General features: G+C 72.2%; 14 protein-coding genes and 2 pseudogenes. 9 read left to right on the top strand and 7 right to left on the bottom strand.

The window, feature by feature from the left end:
- Window positions 1-42: 42 nt before the first annotated feature.
- The 5 genes from ACFRFC_RS24755 to ACFRFC_RS24735 form a co-directional block, all read right to left on the bottom strand.
- Window positions 43-462: a lasso peptide biosynthesis B2 protein gene (locus ACFRFC_RS24755; RefSeq protein ID WP_382691453.1), complete on the bottom strand. Its 420-nt coding sequence runs from the start codon at window positions 460-462 to the stop codon at window positions 43-45.
- Window positions 459-722 (bottom strand): lasso peptide biosynthesis PqqD family chaperone, encoded by a 264-nt coding sequence (locus tag ACFRFC_RS24750; RefSeq protein WP_382691451.1) that lies wholly within the window; start codon window positions 720-722, stop codon window positions 459-461. Before ACFRFC_RS24750 ends, ACFRFC_RS24755 begins: the two co-directional genes overlap by 4 nt.
- The gene (locus ACFRFC_RS24745; protein ID WP_382691449.1) at window positions 722-2,617 is read right to left on the bottom strand and encodes an asparagine synthase-related protein; all 1,896 of its coding nucleotides are present in this window, start codon (window positions 2,615-2,617) and stop codon (window positions 722-724) included. The genes ACFRFC_RS24750 and ACFRFC_RS24745 overlap by 1 nt, the downstream gene beginning before the upstream one ends.
- Before the next feature lie 148 nt (window positions 2,618-2,765).
- The gene (locus ACFRFC_RS24740; RefSeq protein WP_382691447.1) at window positions 2,766-2,975 is read right to left on the bottom strand and encodes a lasso RiPP family leader peptide-containing protein; all 210 of its coding nucleotides are present in this window, start codon (window positions 2,973-2,975) and stop codon (window positions 2,766-2,768) included.
- A gap of 102 nt (window positions 2,976-3,077) precedes the next feature.
- Window positions 3,078-6,020: a hypothetical protein gene (locus ACFRFC_RS24735; RefSeq protein ID WP_382691445.1), complete on the bottom strand. Its 2,943-nt coding sequence runs from the start codon at window positions 6,018-6,020 to the stop codon at window positions 3,078-3,080.
- Between the two features lie 213 nt (window positions 6,021-6,233).
- Between ACFRFC_RS24735 and ACFRFC_RS24730 the strand changes: the two genes are divergently transcribed.
- From ACFRFC_RS24730 to ACFRFC_RS24710, 5 genes and pseudogenes are all read left to right on the top strand, one after another.
- Window positions 6,234-7,361, top strand: a complete 1,128-nt coding sequence (locus ACFRFC_RS24730) for a DUF4185 domain-containing protein (RefSeq protein WP_382691443.1) — start codon at window positions 6,234-6,236, stop codon at window positions 7,359-7,361.
- Window positions 7,362-7,467: 106 nt separating this feature from the next.
- Complete coding sequence (locus ACFRFC_RS24725; protein WP_382691441.1) at window positions 7,468-8,052, top strand: RNA polymerase sigma factor; 585 nt, start codon at window positions 7,468-7,470, stop codon at window positions 8,050-8,052.
- 134 nt (window positions 8,053-8,186) lie between these two features.
- Window positions 8,187-8,840: a zinc-binding dehydrogenase gene (locus ACFRFC_RS24720; protein ID WP_382691439.1), complete on the top strand. Its 654-nt coding sequence runs from the start codon at window positions 8,187-8,189 to the stop codon at window positions 8,838-8,840.
- Window positions 8,777-9,672: pseudogene (locus ACFRFC_RS24715) on the top strand (aldo/keto reductase). The gene ACFRFC_RS24720 and the pseudogene ACFRFC_RS24715 overlap by 64 nt, the downstream one beginning before the upstream one ends.
- 82 nt (window positions 9,673-9,754) lie before the next feature.
- Entirely contained in the window at window positions 9,755-10,414 is a 660-nt protein-coding gene (locus ACFRFC_RS24710; protein WP_382691437.1) for an SDR family NAD(P)-dependent oxidoreductase, read from the top strand.
- A 225-nt stretch (window positions 10,415-10,639) separates the two neighbouring features.
- Here the strand turns inward: ACFRFC_RS24710 and ACFRFC_RS24705 are convergent, their stop codons facing one another.
- Window positions 10,640-11,548, bottom strand: coding sequence for a hypothetical protein (locus tag ACFRFC_RS24705; protein WP_382691435.1), 909 nt, complete (start codon window positions 11,546-11,548; stop codon window positions 10,640-10,642).
- A 516-nt stretch (window positions 11,549-12,064) separates the two neighbouring features.
- On the opposite strand from ACFRFC_RS24705, the gene ACFRFC_RS24700 reads away from it, so the two are divergent.
- From ACFRFC_RS24700 to ACFRFC_RS24685, 4 genes and pseudogenes are all read left to right on the top strand, one after another.
- Window positions 12,065-12,292 (top strand): hypothetical protein, encoded by a 228-nt coding sequence (locus ACFRFC_RS24700; RefSeq protein ID WP_382691433.1) that lies wholly within the window; start codon window positions 12,065-12,067, stop codon window positions 12,290-12,292.
- A complete protein-coding gene (locus tag ACFRFC_RS24695; protein ID WP_382691431.1) occupies window positions 12,289-13,215 on the top strand; it encodes an XRE family transcriptional regulator in 927 nt (308 codons plus the stop codon). Before ACFRFC_RS24700 ends, ACFRFC_RS24695 begins: the two co-directional genes overlap by 4 nt.
- Before the next feature lie 20 nt (window positions 13,216-13,235).
- On the top strand, window positions 13,236-14,054 hold the full coding sequence (locus tag ACFRFC_RS24690) for a hypothetical protein (RefSeq protein ID WP_382691429.1): 819 nt from the start codon (window positions 13,236-13,238) through the stop codon (window positions 14,052-14,054).
- Between the two features lie 37 nt (window positions 14,055-14,091).
- Window positions 14,092-14,274: pseudogene (locus ACFRFC_RS24685) on the top strand (DUF4158 domain-containing protein); the annotation flags it as partial.
- Window positions 14,275-14,354: 80 nt separating this feature from the next.
- Here ACFRFC_RS24685 and proS read toward each other — a convergent pair.
- Window positions 14,355-15,767: a proline--tRNA ligase gene (gene proS, locus ACFRFC_RS24680; RefSeq protein ID WP_382691427.1), complete on the bottom strand. Its 1,413-nt coding sequence runs from the start codon at window positions 15,765-15,767 to the stop codon at window positions 14,355-14,357.
- Window positions 15,768-15,770 lie beyond the last annotated feature (3 nt).

Below are 15,770 nucleotides of genomic sequence, written 5' to 3'. Positions count from 1 at the left end.
GAGTTCCTTCGCCGGGGCGGGCCAGTCACTCCCCCGGCGCCGTCACTCCCCCGGCGCCGTCACACACATCAGCACCCGGAAGTACCCGTCCGGGTAGGGCTCGCCGACAGGCGTCCCGGCGACCTCGATCCAGGCGTGGGCGCGCAAGGGCCGGCTGCGGACTCCCGCGCACCAGCGCGGCCAGTGGCCGGACATGCGACACAACAGGGCGGTGGCAAGGGAGCGTTGGAGACAGTGTTCGCCCGCGCAGCGGGTGCTGACGGAGATCACGGCCGTGCGCGCGGTGAGGGCGCCTTCGAGACTGGCCGGTCGGGCGCCTTTGCGCAGGAGACACAGGACGCGGCGGATGTGCCGGGGCGGGAGCAGGGCCAGGAGCCTGGCCGCCGCCACCGAGGCGCGGGCGGGGAGCCACCGCAGGAGCGGGAGCCGGTCCCCGCGCTCCGGAACCAGATGCACGCTCATGGCCGCACCACCACCAGGTCGGCCACGCACAGCGAGGTGACCAGGGCGTCGATGTCCCGCGCGGCGCTCTCCTCGCTCACGGGGAAGCGTTCGGTGGTCCGCCCCACGACGTCGGCCGGCTCCGTGCCGTCGAGGAGGTGGCGCAGCACGAAGGCGGCCGTTTCGTTCAGGTACCAGTAGCGGCCGGTGCGCTCGTCGAGCAGCACCATGTCGGTCTCGGTGTCCGTGGCGGACACATGGGTACGGAAGCCGAGGTGCATCAGGGTGTGCCTTCCGGGTGGGTGGGGGTGGGTGACACCGTCGCCGAGCCGGTCCCCGTCCCGGCCGTCGTCCAGCGGGCGGCGCCATGGTCCGGTGCGGGCCCGGCTCGCAGGCCGCGGAGCCATGACTCGCACGAGAACGTCGACTCCAGCGGGGTCAGGCTCATTCCGCGCGGGTGGGGTGCGAGCAGGGTGCGGCGCAGCGCCGACGGGTCGACCAGTCCCAGGTCGCCCAGGAGGAGGCTGTCGGTGAGGGCGACCAGGTCGGTGTGTGTGCGACGCAGGTCCTGGTGGAGGTCGTAGCTGAAGTCGCCTTTGGTGGTGCGGTTCAGCAGGGGCTCGGGCACCTGTCCGTGCATGGCGCGGGCGAGCAGTGGTTTGAAGTGGGTGGGTGAGAAGCGGTCTTCGAGGCGTACGGACATCGCCGCGGTGATGACCTCGTCGTCCAGGAAGGGTGCGGCCAGTCCCGCCCCGGCCGGCCGCATCAGCCGGTCGACCTGACGGACGCTCATGCCCGCCGAGCGGACGAACTGGACCGTCTGCTGCTGCACCCGCAGCGGGGACAGTGGTTCCCAGTCCGTGCGTGCCGCCTCCCGCAGCACGCCCCGCACCAGGTCCAGCGCGTGAGGCGTCGCCCAGCCGGGCAGGCGCAGCCGGGGCATCCAGTCCAGGCTGACGCCCCCGGGAGCGGCGGTCAGCCCGTTCGGGGTGCCCTTGAGCCAGGCGTCGAAGGTGCCCCGGTGCGCGAGTGCGCGCAGCGCCGCCGCGAGTGGCCAGCGGGCCGTTGCGCGATGGGCGGCGAGCCGGCTCAGTGCCAGCAGTGGCCTGCTGCGCAGCAGATCGTGCAGATAGAGGGGATTGGCGCCGAACAGTTCGTCGCCGCCCAGGCCCGACAGATGGGTTCGCGCCCCGAGGGCCGCCACCCGCCGTGCCATGTGCGGGCGGTACGCCCTGCCTCGGATGTCCTTGTACGGCTCCTCCGCGTCGGCGGCGGGCCCGGCCGCGTCGGCGTACCACGCGGGCACGTCGGTGTGGCGCAGGGTCACATGGTGGCCGTCGGGCAGGTGCCGGGCCGCCAGCCGGGCCCAGAGCGGGTCGTCGTTGGCGGGGTCGGCGGCCTCGCGCTGGACGGTGACCAGGGCGGCGGGTTGCGCCGCGGCCAGGAAACACAGACTCGTGGAGTCCATGCCGCCGGAGAGGTCGCAGGACAGCACGGTGGCGTCGCCCCGGCAGGTGCTGAGTGACCTGTGCAGCGCGGTGCGGACGCGCTCGGCGCCCTCGGCCATGGGCAGCAGCGGTTCGGGCGGGGTCCACCAGCGGGTGCGGCGGACGCGGTCCTCGTGCTCGACGGTCAGTTCGTGATCGGCGGGAAGGTGAGCGACGCCCGCCCACAGGGTGTGTTCCCCGAAGGGGTGGGCCACTTGTGGGCTCAGGAGCCGCATCGCGACCTGGGCGACCTCCACGGACGCGTCGGTGAGTGCGGCCAGTACGTCCGCGCGGTCGGCGGCGATCACCGCGCCCCCGTGGCGTGCGGTGAACACCCTCCTGGTGGCGGAGGCGGTGCCGCGTACCCGGATCCGGCCGGGGGACGACATGACGAGGTGAAAGCCGCCGGGCAGACCGGCGGCCGGGTCACCGGTGACCCCGTCGGCGGTGACAGCGCGCCCCAGGCGGGCGGCGAGCCGGGCCTCGGTGACGGTGTGTCTGCCGATGACCGCGACCGCGTGGACGCCCGCCCTCGCGGTCACCGTCTCCGCCGCCTCCCACCGCCCCAGCAGCCAGGGCCGGCCCGAGGCGTGCCGTACCTCCTGGCCGGACCAGGGGCGCAGCCGGTCGGCGGCCTGCGAGGCCGCGTCGTGGTCGGGCAGCACGGCGAACCATGAACCTTGCAGCATGGACACGTCCTTTCGGTCCTTGAGCCCTTTCGAACCCTTCGGACCCTTGAGTCCTTTCGGCCCTTCGGACCCTTGAGTCCCTTCGACCCTTTCGGTCCTTTCGGCGGACGGCCCGCCCCGGCCGCGCGGGCCGGGGCGGGCCGAGCGCTCAGCCCTGGAAGTCGGCGAAGACGTCGAACCAGCCGGCGAAGTCGGTGATGCCGCCCTTCTCCGTGCCCAGGGTCAGTTCCATGAACCCACCGGCCTCGACCAGCACCGGCGGCTCATAGACACCGGTGTGCGCCGGGTTCGTGCCCGGGTTCGTCGCCATGCCCGTCTCGACGCCCTGGTGCATGGCCTTCTCCATGGTGTTCTCCATCGTGATCTCCTCACTGGTGGTGCCCGAACGGGCGGGATGTGCGCCCCGGCGGCTGTCCCCGGCTCGCTGGTGAGGACACGAACGGCCGGTGGCTTCCGTATGTCACCGGTTCGGGTGATGCACCCCATGGCCCACGGCGGAGGAGGCGGGCCGGTCGGCGGCACAGGGTGGCCGGTAGTCGATTCCCGGGAAGTGACGGGACCACTGATCACGGCTGATGACGGTGCCGACATGACCGCAGGCATGGGCGAGCGCGTCAGGCAGGCCGGTGGACCAGAACTGGGCGGTGCTGTCGGCGCTCACCGTGACGAACGTCCCCGCCGCCGGCAGATGCCGTACCGCCCGGACCGCTCCCGCGTGACCGGTCAGCCCGGCCAGTGCGACGGGCCGGGCCCGGTCGCTCACGTCCCAGGTGCGTACGGTCCGGTCCTCGCCGGTCGTCACCACCGTACGGCCGTCGGGGGCGAAGGCCACGCCGGTGACGATGTCGGCGTGACCGGCGAGGGTGCCCAGCCGTACGGGGTGGCGCGGGTCGGCCACGTCCCACAGCCGTGCCGTGCGGTCGTCGCTCCCCGAGACGAGGGTGCGGCCGTCGGCGCTGTAGGCGAGGGCGTCGACGAAGTTCAGGTGCCCCTTGAGTACGGCGATGGTGGAGGCTCGGCGCGGATCGGTCACGTCCCACAGGCGGACCGTACGGTCGTCGGAGCCGGAGGCGAGGGTCCGGCCGTCGGGGCTGAAGGCGACCGGTTTGACGTTGAGGGAGTGACCGGCAAGCGAGGCGAGGAAGCGAGGGCGGGCCGGGTCGGTCAGGTCCCACAGCCGGACGGTGTGGTCGTAGCTGCCGGTGGCGGCCGTGCGGCCGTCCGGGCTCAGGGCGGCCGAGAAGATGATGTCGTCATGGCCCGTGGGGGTCTGCGACAGCAGGGCGGGGCGGTGTGGCCGGGACACGTCCCACACCCGGATCGTCCGGTCCCGGCCCGCTCCGAGCAGGGTGTCGCCCCCGGGGCCGAAGGTCAGCGCGTGGGCGCTGTCGGGGAGGTCGCCGAGGACGGCCAGCTGGACGGGCCGACGCGGTTCCGTCAGGTTCCACAGGATGATCCTGCGGTCGTCGCCCGCGGTGGCGAGGGTCCGGCCGTCCGGGCTGACGGCCACGGTGTGCACGGAGTGGGAGTGGCCGGTGAAGCCGACGGACAGGGTGCTGAGGAGTCCGTCGCGGGTGCCGGTGCCGGGCGCGAGGCGGTAGGCGGCCAGGGCGACCTGGACGGCGAGTGACTGGTCGTGGACGCGCAGGCCCAGCGCCGCGTCGGCGGCCCGCGCGGCGACGGCCCGGTTGCGTTCCTCGGTGACGGCCCGCTGGGCGTCGAGGGCGAATCCGACGGCGGTCACGGCACAGCCGAGGAGGGCCACGAGCGCCGCGACCAGCCTGCGCAGCCGGCGTACCCGGCGGCGCACGTGCCGCGCCCGCGTCCGCTCCGCGCTCTCGCCCGCGTCGAGGAAGGCGCGCTCCCGGGTGGTCAGCGTGGCCGGGGGAAGTTCGCGGGCGGCGGCGAGGCGGACGCCCCGGTAGAGGCTGTCGGGGTCGCGGTCGAGGGACTCCCAGACGTCGGTGGCCTCGGTGACGGCGCGGTGCAGGCGCAGCCGGTCGCGGTCCTGGCCCAGCCAGCTTCCGAGGCGGGGCCAGCAGCCGATCAGGGCCTCATGGGTGAGTTCGATGTGACTGCGGTCGGCGGTCAGCAGCCGTGCCCGGGTGGCGTTCTCCAGTACGCGCCCGAGGTCGGGGGTGTCGTCCAGTTCGGAGCGCGGTACGCGGCGCTTGGTGTCCTCGGTGCCGTCGCCGAGGGCGATGAGCCGCAGGAAGAGGCGGCGGGCCGTGCACTGCTGGGGTGCGGTGAGGCCGGTGATGAAGGCTTCCGCGGTCTGGGCGAGGGCGCCCTCGAATCCGCCGGCCGTCTGGAACCCGGCGAGGGTGAGCGTGTGGCCGCGCCGTCGCCGCCAGGTTTCCAGCAGGGCGTGGGAGAGCAGCGGCAGCGCGCCCGGCCGGCCGTGGGCGGCGGTGGTGAGGACGGCGAGGAGGGCGCCCTCGACGGTCAGTCCGGCGCGGACGGCGGGCTGGACGATGGCCGCGCGCAGTTCGTCCATGGTCAGCGGGCCGACGGGAAGCTGGGTGTCCGTCAGGGTGTCCACGAGGTCCGGGTGCCGGGTGCAGTGGGTGTAGAAGTCGGAGCGCACGGCGAGTACGACGCGGCAGCGGCTGTGCGGGGCCCGCGCGGCGTGCAGGAGCGCGGCGACGAAGGCGTCCCGCTCCCGCGTGTCGTCGCAGAGGGTGAACACCTCCTCGAACTGGTCGACGACCACGAGGAGTTCCCGCTCCGGGTCGGGTGCGGCCGTCAGGATCTGCCGGACCACGCGGTGGAGATTGCCGGGGTCGTCGGCGAGTTCGTCGAGCAGGGCTCCAGGGGGGAGCCGGGCGTGGGCCGCGAGATGAATGGCGCATTCCTCCAGCGGGCGGGGGCCGGGAGCGAACACCACTGCGGGATTTCCGGGGAACCGGGGCAGCAGTCCCGCGCGCAGCACCGATGACTTTCCCGATCCCGAGGCACCGAACAGAACAAGTAATCGTTTGCTCCTCAGGTGTTCGACCATACGGTCGGTGAGTTTCTCCCGGCCGAAGAAGGAATCGGCGTCGGCCTGCTGGAAGGACGCCAGACCGGCATAGGGCGAGCGGCCCGTCTCCCCGCCCTCGCCGCCCGCGCCGTCCCGGGGTGCGGGGAAGTTCTCGGCGGCGCACTCGGCCGCCGTCCTCCGCCAGTTCCGCTCCCATTCCTGCTCGTCACCGCCGCAGGCCCGGACGTAGGCGAGGGTGACGGCGAGGGTGGGCAACTGGCGCCCGGCGGCGGCGCCGGAGAGCGCGGCGATCGAGTAGTGCGCGCGCCGGGCGAGGACCCGGTAGGTGGGGCCGCCCGCCTCCTCGCGCAGTTTTCGCAGTCGCTCGGCGAATTCCCGCAGTGGACCGTCCGTGTCCAGCGGGCGTTCTCCGCGTGGCATGTCCGGCGCCTCCCCTTTGTCCGGCCGGTGGATTTCCGGCCCATGGTTTTCCGGCCCGTGGCTTTCAGCCCGTTGTTGTTCAGCCTGTTGTTCAGCCTGTGTTTGTTCAGGGGCTCGGCCCCGAACGTGAACAACGCGCCGCCGCTACAAACAGTGCATCAGGTCCCGCACCGGGGCCGGAAAACCTGGCGAGATCCCACGGAAAGAGGAATCGTGCCCACACATCAGGCGCCGCACCACCACCTCAGCCGAGCGTCGTTCCTCAAGGCGACCGCCGCCGGGGCGCTGCTCACGGGCGGCCCACTCCGGTACGAGGGTCAGGCGCACGCGGCCGACGCGAACACCATGGGCGACGCCGCCGAAGCCACCCTGCGGGTGACCAAGGTCGCCGATCTCACCGGCCCCGGCATCACCACCGGCTTCCGGATGGAAGCCACCGACCTGGGGGTGCCGGTCCGGACGCCCGACGGCCGGCTTCTGTTCGTCTTCGGCGACACCTTCGAGGAAGCGCGCGTCGGAGGCGGCTGGTGGCGCTCACCCGTGGGGCTGTACGGCAGGCTGCCCGCGTCCGGCGGCCCGGTGGTCTGGACGGGTGCGGTGGGCGGAGAACACGCCCGCCAGCTGTGGCCGTACGACCATGACAATCCCGAGTACTCCACCGTGCTGCCCTCCGATGTGATCGCCCTCGACGGCACCCTGTTCCTGCATGTGATGGTGAACAAGGGGCTGGGCAACGTGGTCCGCACCGAGATCTGGCGGTCGGACGACTCGGGTACGACCTGGCGTCCCACGGGTGCCGTGTTCGCCCCGGATCTGCACGGCGGCATGTTCCAGCTGCTCACCTGGGCGCGCGGCGACGACGGCCATGTCTACGTCATGTCCACCGGGTTCCAGCGCGACAAGCCGGTCATCCTGCACCGGGTCCGGCAGGCCAGGCTGACGGACCCGGGCGCGTACGAACCGTGGGGGCGGGCCTCCGACGGCCGCTGGGCATGGGGCAACCCGCCCACGCCGGTCCTGGACGGGACGTTCGGCGAACTGTGTCTGCGTCGCCTCGACGGCCGGTGGCTCCTGACGTGGTTCAACCAGGGCGACTACCGGATCGAGGGCCTGGTCGCGGACCGTCCCACCGCGGATCTGCGCACCGCGCACCGCCGCACCCTGCTGTGGGGCACGTCCTGGGGCAACGAGGACGACACCCATGTGGCGCAGTTGTACGGCGGCTATGTCGTCCCCGGTTCGACGCTCGACGACCTGCACCTGTCGGTGAGCCAGTGGAACACCCAGGCCGGGTGGCCCTACCGGGTCATGCAGTTCCGCGTGCGCGGACTGGCTCCTTGATCCCCGCCGACGACCCCGGATCCACGTCCTTGGATCGATCCCGGCAGCGATCCGCCGTACCCCCGCGAGTGATCCGCCACACCCCCGCAGAGGAGTGCCACGGCACGTGAGTACCGTCACCGAACACCTGACCGCCCCCTGGATCGCACCCGCCGACACAGGAGGCCCCGGTGCCCCGACTCCCCCCGCCGACACCTTCGACACGGTGTTCGGCCCTCTCCTCCCCCGGCTGTACCGGCGCTCCCGGCAACTGACCCGGGAGACCTCGTACTCCGCCGAGGACGCGGTCCATGACGCCTACGTCAAGCTGGCGGCGCGCCCAGCGTCCTTCCTCTCCCATCCCGACCCGTATGCCTACGCGTTCCGCGCGCTGCTCAGTGTCATCCGGGACCGGTGGCGGCGGGAGCGCCGGATGGTGCCCACGGCCGAGGTGGACGCCCATGTCACCACGGCGTGGGACGGCGGTGTGGCGCGGCGGGCGGCGGAGCTGGACGTACTGCGGCTGCTGACCACGCTGACGCCGCAGCAGGCGCGCTCGGTGATCCTGGTGGACCTCGACGGTCACACCCTCGACCAGGCGGCCGACATCATGGGCGTCCACCGTGCGACGGTCGCCGGTACCCGGGCCCGCGCTCTGCACAGCCTGCGCCACCGGCTGGCCGCTCCCTGCCCCGGCCGCCGAGACCATTGACCCTGAACTCCCGTCCCGCTCAGGTGTGTTGTCGCGCACCTGGGTGAGACGCCCCCTCAAGGCAGCCGGTCGGCCGTCCCGGTGCTCACCGCCCGCTGCCGCCGGTGTCGCGGCGGCGCTGCCGACCCGCCGGTATGACCGCCCTGGGCGTCCTCGAAGCCCTCGGGGTGACGTCAGGCCGTACGGTCCTGATCACGGGGGCGACCGGAGGGGTGGGGGTGTTCGCCGTCCAGCTCGCGGCGGCGCTCGGCGCGGAGGTCATCGCGACGGCCCGGCCCGACGCCGACCGGTGGATCCGGCGGCTCGGCGCGGCCCGGACGGTCGACTACACGGCCGGCGACCCGGTGGAGCAGGTCCGCCGGACCCGTCCCGGCGGGATCGATGTCTTCCTCGACCTCACCCGTGAGGCGGCCCGTTTCGGTGACTACGCCGCACTCGTCCGCGACGGCGGCGCCGCCGCGTCGGTGACCTTCACCGCGCCCCCCGAACTGCTCACCTCCGAACGGATCGCCGTGAGCAACTTCCAGATGCGGGACAAGCCGGACCTGCTCGCCCGGATCACCGCCTCGGTGGCGTCCGGGGCGATCACGGTCCCGGTCCAGCGGACCGTGTCACTGGAGGAGACCGCCGCGGCGCTGGCACAGAACACCGCGGGCGGCCCGGGGCAAGACGACGGTACGCATCTGAGTGCGCACACCCGGGATCGACCGAAGGGAACGGCACCATGGACTACGCAAAACTCGGCACCACCGGACTTGAGGTCTCACCGATCGCGATCGGCGCGATGAGCTATGGCGAGCCCGAGCGCGGCCACCCGCTCTGGTCACCAAGCTGCGCAATCCGATGCGGTCGGGACCCAACGGGAAGGGCCTGAGCCGCAAGGCGGTCATGACCGAGGTCGACCACTCGCTCAGGCGGCTCGGCACGGACTGCATCGACCTGTACCAGGTGCACAGGAACGATCACACCACCCCGCTGGAGGAGACCCTCGAAGCACTGCACGACCTGGTGCAATCCGGCAAGGTCCGCTACCTCGGCGCCTCTTCGATGCCCGCCTGGGAGTTCGCGAAGGCGCTGCGCCTCCAGCGCGAGCACGGCTGGGCCCGTTTCGTGTCGATGCGGGACCACTACAACCTGCTCGCCCGCGAGGAGGAACGCGAGATGATCCCGCTCTGCCTCGATGACGGCATCGGCACGGTCGTCTGGAGCCCGCTGGCCCGGGGGCGCCTCGCCCGCGCCTGGCCGGACACGAGGTCGACCGCGCGGAGCGGCAACGACGGATACGCCGAGATGCTGTACACGCCGGCGACCGAGGCATCCGACCGCGACATCGTCGCCGCCGTCGGACGCGTCGCCGACGCCCGGGGCGTCCCGCGCGCCCAGATCGCCCTCGCCTGGCTGCACAGCAAGCCGGTGGTCACCGCCCCCCTCGTCGGGGCGAGCACGACCCGGCAGATCGACGACGCGGTCGCCTCGCTGGAGATCGGCCTGAGCGAGGCGAAGATCCGCGCGCTCGAAGCGCCCTACACGCCGCGCCATGATTTCCAGGGTGTCTCGGACGAGGCCGAGATCCAGGCCATCATGGCGCGTCTGCCCCAGTTCGCCCCCGCGGGCCAGTAGGGGAACGTGCGGTGGGCGATGTCCCGTCGCCCACCGCGGGAGAACCCTGGCCGCACCCCACCACACACCCGAAGGAAGAATCATGAGCAAGGGATCCGCGTTCATCATCGGAGTGGGCCCCGGCCTCGGCCTGGCCCTCGCACGGGCCTCAGCCGGGGACGGCCACCCCGTGGCGCTGTTCGGCCGCAGTGCCGAGCGCCTTGAGACGTACGCGGCCGGGCTGGCGGCCGACGGCGGTACCGCGCGCGCCTACCCGGCGGACGCCGCCGACCCCGAGGGGCTGCGTACGGCGCTCGTCCGGGCCGCGGAGGAGATGGGGGCGCCGGAGCTGCTGGTGTACAACGCGGCGCTGCTGGTTCCCGACACCCCCACCGGACAGGACGCGCGGGGCTTCGCCCACACCCTCGCGGTGAATGTCACCGGGGCGATGGTCGCCGCGCGGACGGTCCTGCCGCTGCTGGCGGAGGGCCGGGGAAGCCTGCTGTTCACCGGCGGTGCGCTCGCCCTGGACCCGTCGCCCGAGTACACCTCGCTGTCGGTGGGCAAGGCGGCGCTACGGGCCTATGCCCAGACCCTGCACAGGCAGCAGCAGGGCTCCGGCGTCCATGTCACCACCGTGACCATCGGCGGCCACATCGACGGAGACGACCCCCGCTTCGCTTCCCCGGCGCTGGCCGCGGCCTACCTCAAACTGCACCGCCAGCCGCGGGAGCAGTGGCAGGCGGAGCTGCTGTACACCTGATCACCAGCGGGTTCGGGGCCACCGGCGCAGGTGATCGGCATCGTGATCGGCTCGGCCTCCGGGAAGCTGACCCGGATGGATCGTGATCGGTTCGGATCGACCCCGCGGGTGGGGTCGTTGAGCAGCAGCACGCCGGGCTCGGTCGCGAGCCAGCGGGCGGTGATCACCTTCTGCTGGTTCCCGCCGCTGAGCCGGCCCACCGGGGTCCGGGGGCGGGCGCCAGATTCACGGTCCGGCCGAAGTCGCGGAACCGTCTCGCCGTCGCCCGGCGGCGGATCGCTCCGGCGAGCGAGTCACGGCGCAGCGTCGGCACGCTGAAGTTGTCCGCGACGAGAGCACGTCGGCGATGCCCTCCGCCTTGCGGTCCCGGGGTACGTAGGCCATGCCGAGACGCACCGCCTGACGGTACGAGCGGACCGCGACCGCGTCGCCCCCGTCCGGCGGGACGACGCGCACCGTGCCCGCCCCGGGGGGCAGCAGCCCCGCCAGGACGCGCAGGAACTCGTCCTGGCCATGGCCTTCGAGCCCGGCGAGCCCGATGATCTCGCCGCGCCCGGCGGTCAGGTCGACCGGGTCGGCGCCGGGCCGGACCCGCACGCCGACGGCCTCAAGGACCGGGCGGCCGCCGGTCGGGGTGGCGCGCACGGCCCGGATCCGTTCCTTGGCGGCCTCCTCGCCGGAGATGAGCCGGACCAGCCGCTCGGCGGTGGCTTCGCCACGGTCGAGGGTGCCGACGGTCGCCCCCGAGCGCAGCGCGACGAAGCGATCGGCCGGCGCGAGCACCTCGTCCATGCGGTGCGAGATGAACAGTGCCCCGGCCCCGGCGGCGCGGAGCCGACGCAGTTCCGCGAAGAAGCGGTCGCGGATCGTGATGTCGAGCGTCGAGGTGACCTCGTCCAGGACGATCAGCCGGGGTCGCCGCAGCAGGCCGCGGGCGATCACGCACACCTGCTGGAGCATCAGGTCCAGCTCGTCGACGCGCGCGTCCAGGTCGGGAGGGTCGGGGCACAGTACCGAGAGGATCCGCTCCGCCGCCGCGCGGCGCGCGCTCTCATCGGAATGCTCCCTAGCTATGGAAAGGTTTCCATCACTGATCGTGGCCTGAGCATGCGACTGGGGCCGTCGGGGTGTCAAAGGGTGTGACACTGCGGGTTTCGCGGGGGATGCGCGCTGCCGGGATCCGGCGGGGTGCCGCGTGGCCGAATCTCTCTAAAGGGGCCACGACCAGGTAATTTACGCGGCATGGAGGCCAGGAACGGCCACCCGGAAGGTCGACCCACCCCTCTCCGACGCGCGACTCAGCACCGCCGGGCGACAGGTGGGGTGACTGGGAGAGTCCTGCAATATCGTTTCCATATGTACGCCCGACGGTCGGGTGCCGGGCGGGGCCCGCCGGTCGCAGCGGGCCGCGTTCTCGTACCGCGCCCCGAACCGTTCGCTGAGGTGAACGACGTGCGGGCCGGGGGCGTCAGAATGCCGGGGTGGGTGGTGGGTGACGGGCGGTGGCGCGGTGGGCCTTTGTTCCGCAACTCCGTGACCGCGTGGCGTGGCAGGTGGGGTTGGCGGCATGCTGGCGGTCCTTCCTGGCGCCGCGTCAGCACCGGTGCCGGGAAGGGCTGTCGCTTGCTTCGCTCACAGAAACCGAGTGCGATGTCCTGTAAGAAGGTGCTGACCGTTGCCGTCCTGGCGGCGGTCTTCGCATGGAGCACGGTCTCGATCGTGCTGGGGCACGCGGTCGCGGCCGCGGTCCTGCTGCTCTCCCCGGGCCTTCTGGCCCGGCAGATCGTCCGTTTCCTTTTCCTCACCGCCCCCAGCACCCGGGCCCGGCCACGGGGCGTCAGAGCCTACGGGCCGGTCTGCCGGGAGGCACTGCGGTGACGCCCTCGCCCGGCCCGGCGACACCACCGCCGCTGCCCGCCACCCCCAAACGCGGGCGCCCGCCCGCGCCCATCTCCCAGGACGCGGGCCCTTTGCACCGCGCCTGGCTGGAGCCCGTACGCACCGTCCTGTTCTCGCGCGGGCTGACCCTGGACGACCTGGTGGAACGATCCGGCTACTCCAAGACCCGGATCAGTGAACTCCTGCGCGGCAATGGCTACTACCCCGCCTGGGAGATCACTTTCAGCGTGACCCACGCCCTGGACCTGCCCGCCCGGCCGCTGCGCCGGCTGTGGGCGGCGGGTGCCAGGGAGGCCCGCAAGGGGGATGGCTGGATCGAGTACTCCATATCCCAGGTCGCCCACGACGGGCACGGGCCACCGCTGCCGTACCAGGCGTTCACTCAGCGCATGGCGGGGACGTACGCCGACTACGCCCGCGCCTTTCTGCTGACCGACCGCCGCGCCCGGTATGTGGTCCGCGAGGCGTTCGACATGCTCTGGGTCTGCTGGAACGACGCCGTGACCAGTGAGAACCTCCACCGCTACGCCTGGCGGCTGTTCCGTTCCCGGGTCCTGGTCCGTGCCTCGCGCCGGCAGGACGGCCGGGTCGATCTGCGCCCGGCGGTGTTCTCCACGCACGAGGTGCACGAAAGCGCCGCCGCTCCGGGACACCTCGTCGTGCTGACCGAACTCGTCGATCTCTTCGACGCCATCACCCGCCTGCCCGAGGACCAGTTGGACGTCGTCGTCCTGCGTCATCTGTGCGGCATCCCCCATCGGCGCATCGCGGACGTCCTCGGCCACGCCCATGCCATCACCCACGCCGTGGACCATCACGCACGCGCCGCCCTCAAGGACTTCCTGGGCCCGCCGAGTCCACCGAGCCCAGCGACCCCGACCCCGATCCCGACCCCGGAGTGACACCACCCGCCATGACCGCCATGACTGCCGCGACTGCCATCGACCAGCTCCTCGCCCGTGCCCGGCTGCACCCGCACCCCGACGTCCCCGACGACGCCCACCCCGGTGACGCCACCCGCCACCCCGGCCCGCCCTCGGGCGTCGTCGTCCACGACGGGTCCGACGCCCAGTACCTGCGCATCCTGTGCGAGACGGCCATCGGCACCGTCCGGCACAGCACCCTCGATTTCCTCACCGACCAGATCCCCGACCTGCACTCCGCCTGGCTGCTCGGCTGCGCCCTGCATGTCGCCGGGATCGAGGACGGGGCCCGCTTCTGGTGGCAGTACGCCGCCGGGGACGGCCACCCGCCCGCCTGCCACACCCTCTCCCTCTACCACCAGATCCGCGGCGAGCAGCACGCCGCCGACTTCTACCGGCACCAGGCCCACGAAGCCCATCAGGCCCAGCAGGACCCGGTCCTGGCCGACCAGGGCACCGACACCCTCACCGTGGCCGGTGTCAGTCCGCCCCACCAGATCCGCTTCGACGCCAGCCTCCCCACCGTCCTGCGCACCCTCAGCCGGCTCACCACCGGCCCCGGCGCCCGCCCCCGGCGCCACCGTATCGACGCCCTGACCCGCTATGTCGCCGACACCGTCACCCGCCACTACACCCGGCATCCCGGCGTCGAGATCCCCGTCCCCGAACCCCACTTCGCCGACCGGGTCACCTGGCTCCTGACCGCCACGCTCCCCTGGCCCGGCCTCCAGCGATCCCCCCACAGCCGCCCCGCACCACCCCTCCCCGCCCGCCGCCCGGCCCACCGCAGCGGCAGCGGTTGTACGACGACGGCGTGAACCCCGGAGGGCCAGGACGACCGGCGGGAAGCCGGGGGTGAGCAGTTGCGGTACAGGAAGCAGCGCCGCTGCGTACGGGGCCTTCGGGGAGACGCCCACGCGCCCCGAGCTGGAGCGGTTCTTCTTCCTCGATGACGACGACCGCGACCTGATAGCACTGCGACGGTCCGGCGGGCATCGCCTCGGCATGGCGGTGCAGATCCGCACAGCGCGGTACCTGCCGGACCTGCTGTTCCCCGCTCAAGGACCAGCACATCAACTTCGTGGGCCGCTACCAGTTCGACTTCGCGGCCGGCGGGGTCAATAGGCGCGTGCCATCACGGCGACGTTGCCCGGCTGATCGTCACTCTCGGGGACCGAACCATCCGCGGCGACCAGGCACCGCACGGACACGCCCCGCTCGGCGAGCTTCGCCTCGCCCTCCGGGCCCAGCGTGGCCCAGGGGATGCACGCCCAGCCGCTGTTCGCGGCCTCCTCAGCCTCCTCGACCGTGGTCACCTCGACGGTGCGGTCCCTGCGGCGCCGACGGGACTGGGTCAGCAGCAGCGCCTGGTCGTCCTCCAGGACCCTGGGCAGCAGGGCGGACAGCGCGTCGATCGCCGTCGACTCCTTGCTTCCCGCGATGCGGCGGACCAGCACGGCGGTCCCGCTCTCCAGGTCGCGAGGCCCCACCTCGATCCGTACGGGCACGCCTTTGAGCTCCCAGTCGACCGCGCGGCGGCCGAACGGCGTGTCAGTGCGGTCGTCGACACGGACGCGTACACCCGCCGCCTTCAACCGGTCGCCGATCTCACGGACCTTGGCCAGGACCGCGTCATCGCCCTTGATGGCGACGACCACTGCCTGGATCGGGGCCAGACGAGGCGGGACGCGGAGACCGTTGTCGTCTCCGTGCATCATCACCAGCGCGCCGATCAGACGCGTGGTGGAGCCCCAGGAGGTCTGCCAGACGTGTTCCCGCCGGCCGTCCTTCGACAGGTATTGCGTGTTGAACGCCTTGGCGAAGTTCTGGCCGAGTTCGTGGCTGGTGCCCAGTTGCAAGGCTTTGCCGTCGCCCATCATGCCCTCCAGGGTGAGCGTGTTGATCGCGCCCGCGAACCGTTCCCTGGCTGTCTTGCGTCCCGGCACGACGTCCATGGCGAGGACGTTCTCCATAAAGTCGGCGTACACGTTCCGGTGGATGTGCGCGGCGTAGTCCCGGGCGTCCTCGTAGGTGGCATGCGCGGTATGGCCCTCCTGCCACAGGAACTCCGTTGTACGGAGGAACACGCGCGGGCGCAGTTCCCAGCGCACCACGTTGGCCCACTGATTGATGAGCAGGGGCAGGTCGCGGTAGCTGTTCACCCACTTGGAGAAGTAGTCGTTGATGATCGTCTCGGAGGTGGGGCGGACGACGACGGGCTCCTCCAGCTCTTTGCCGCCGGCGTGTGTGACAACGGCAAGCTCGGGCGCGAAACCCTCGACGTGCTCGGCCTCCTTCGTCAGGTACGACTGCGGAATGAAGAGCGGGAAGTACGCGTTGGAGGCGCCCGCGTCCTTGATCCGGGTGTCCATTTCCTGCTGCATCCGCTCCCACAGACCGTACCCGTACGGTCGGATGACCATGGTGCCGCGGACCGGCCCGTTGTCGGCCAGTTCGGCCTTGGTGATCAGGTCCTGGTACCAGCGGGGGAAGTCGTCCGCCCGGGACGTGAGAACGTGCGCCTTTGCCATGGC

The sequence above is a fragment of the Streptomyces sp. NPDC056734 genome, assembly GCF_042790455.1.
Classification (GTDB): domain Bacteria; phylum Actinomycetota; class Actinomycetes; order Streptomycetales; family Streptomycetaceae; genus Streptomyces.
Note: the sequence above shows the minus strand (reverse complement) of the source record. Positions and strands in the feature narration are given on the sequence as shown.

What these genes read in the sequence shown, in the direction of transcription:
- proS (WP_382691427.1), bottom strand. Translation starts at nt 15,767, where the DNA reads ATGGCAAAGGCGCACGTTCTCACGTCCCGGGCGGACGACTTCCCCCGC.
- ACFRFC_RS24740 (WP_382691447.1), bottom strand. Translation starts at nt 2,975, where the DNA reads ATGGAGAACACCATGGAGAAGGCCATGCACCAGGGCGTCGAGACGGGC.
- ACFRFC_RS24750 (WP_382691451.1), bottom strand. Translation starts at nt 722, where the DNA reads ATGCACCTCGGCTTCCGTACCCATGTGTCCGCCACGGACACCGAGACC.
- ACFRFC_RS24745 (WP_382691449.1), bottom strand. Translation starts at nt 2,617, where the DNA reads ATGCTGCAAGGTTCATGGTTCGCCGTGCTGCCCGACCACGACGCGGCC.
- ACFRFC_RS24700 (WP_382691433.1), top strand. Translation starts at nt 12,065, where the DNA reads ATGTCCTGTAAGAAGGTGCTGACCGTTGCCGTCCTGGCGGCGGTCTTC.
- ACFRFC_RS24735 (WP_382691445.1), bottom strand. Translation starts at nt 6,020, where the DNA reads ATGCCACGCGGAGAACGCCCGCTGGACACGGACGGTCCACTGCGGGAA.
- ACFRFC_RS24710 (WP_382691437.1), top strand. Translation starts at nt 9,755, where the DNA reads ATGAGCAAGGGATCCGCGTTCATCATCGGAGTGGGCCCCGGCCTCGGC.
- ACFRFC_RS24690 (WP_382691429.1), top strand. Translation starts at nt 13,236, where the DNA reads ATGACTGCCGCGACTGCCATCGACCAGCTCCTCGCCCGTGCCCGGCTG.
- ACFRFC_RS24755 (WP_382691453.1), bottom strand. Translation starts at nt 462, where the DNA reads ATGAGCGTGCATCTGGTTCCGGAGCGCGGGGACCGGCTCCCGCTCCTG.
- ACFRFC_RS24720 (WP_382691439.1), top strand. Translation starts at nt 8,187, where the DNA reads ATGACCGCCCTGGGCGTCCTCGAAGCCCTCGGGGTGACGTCAGGCCGT.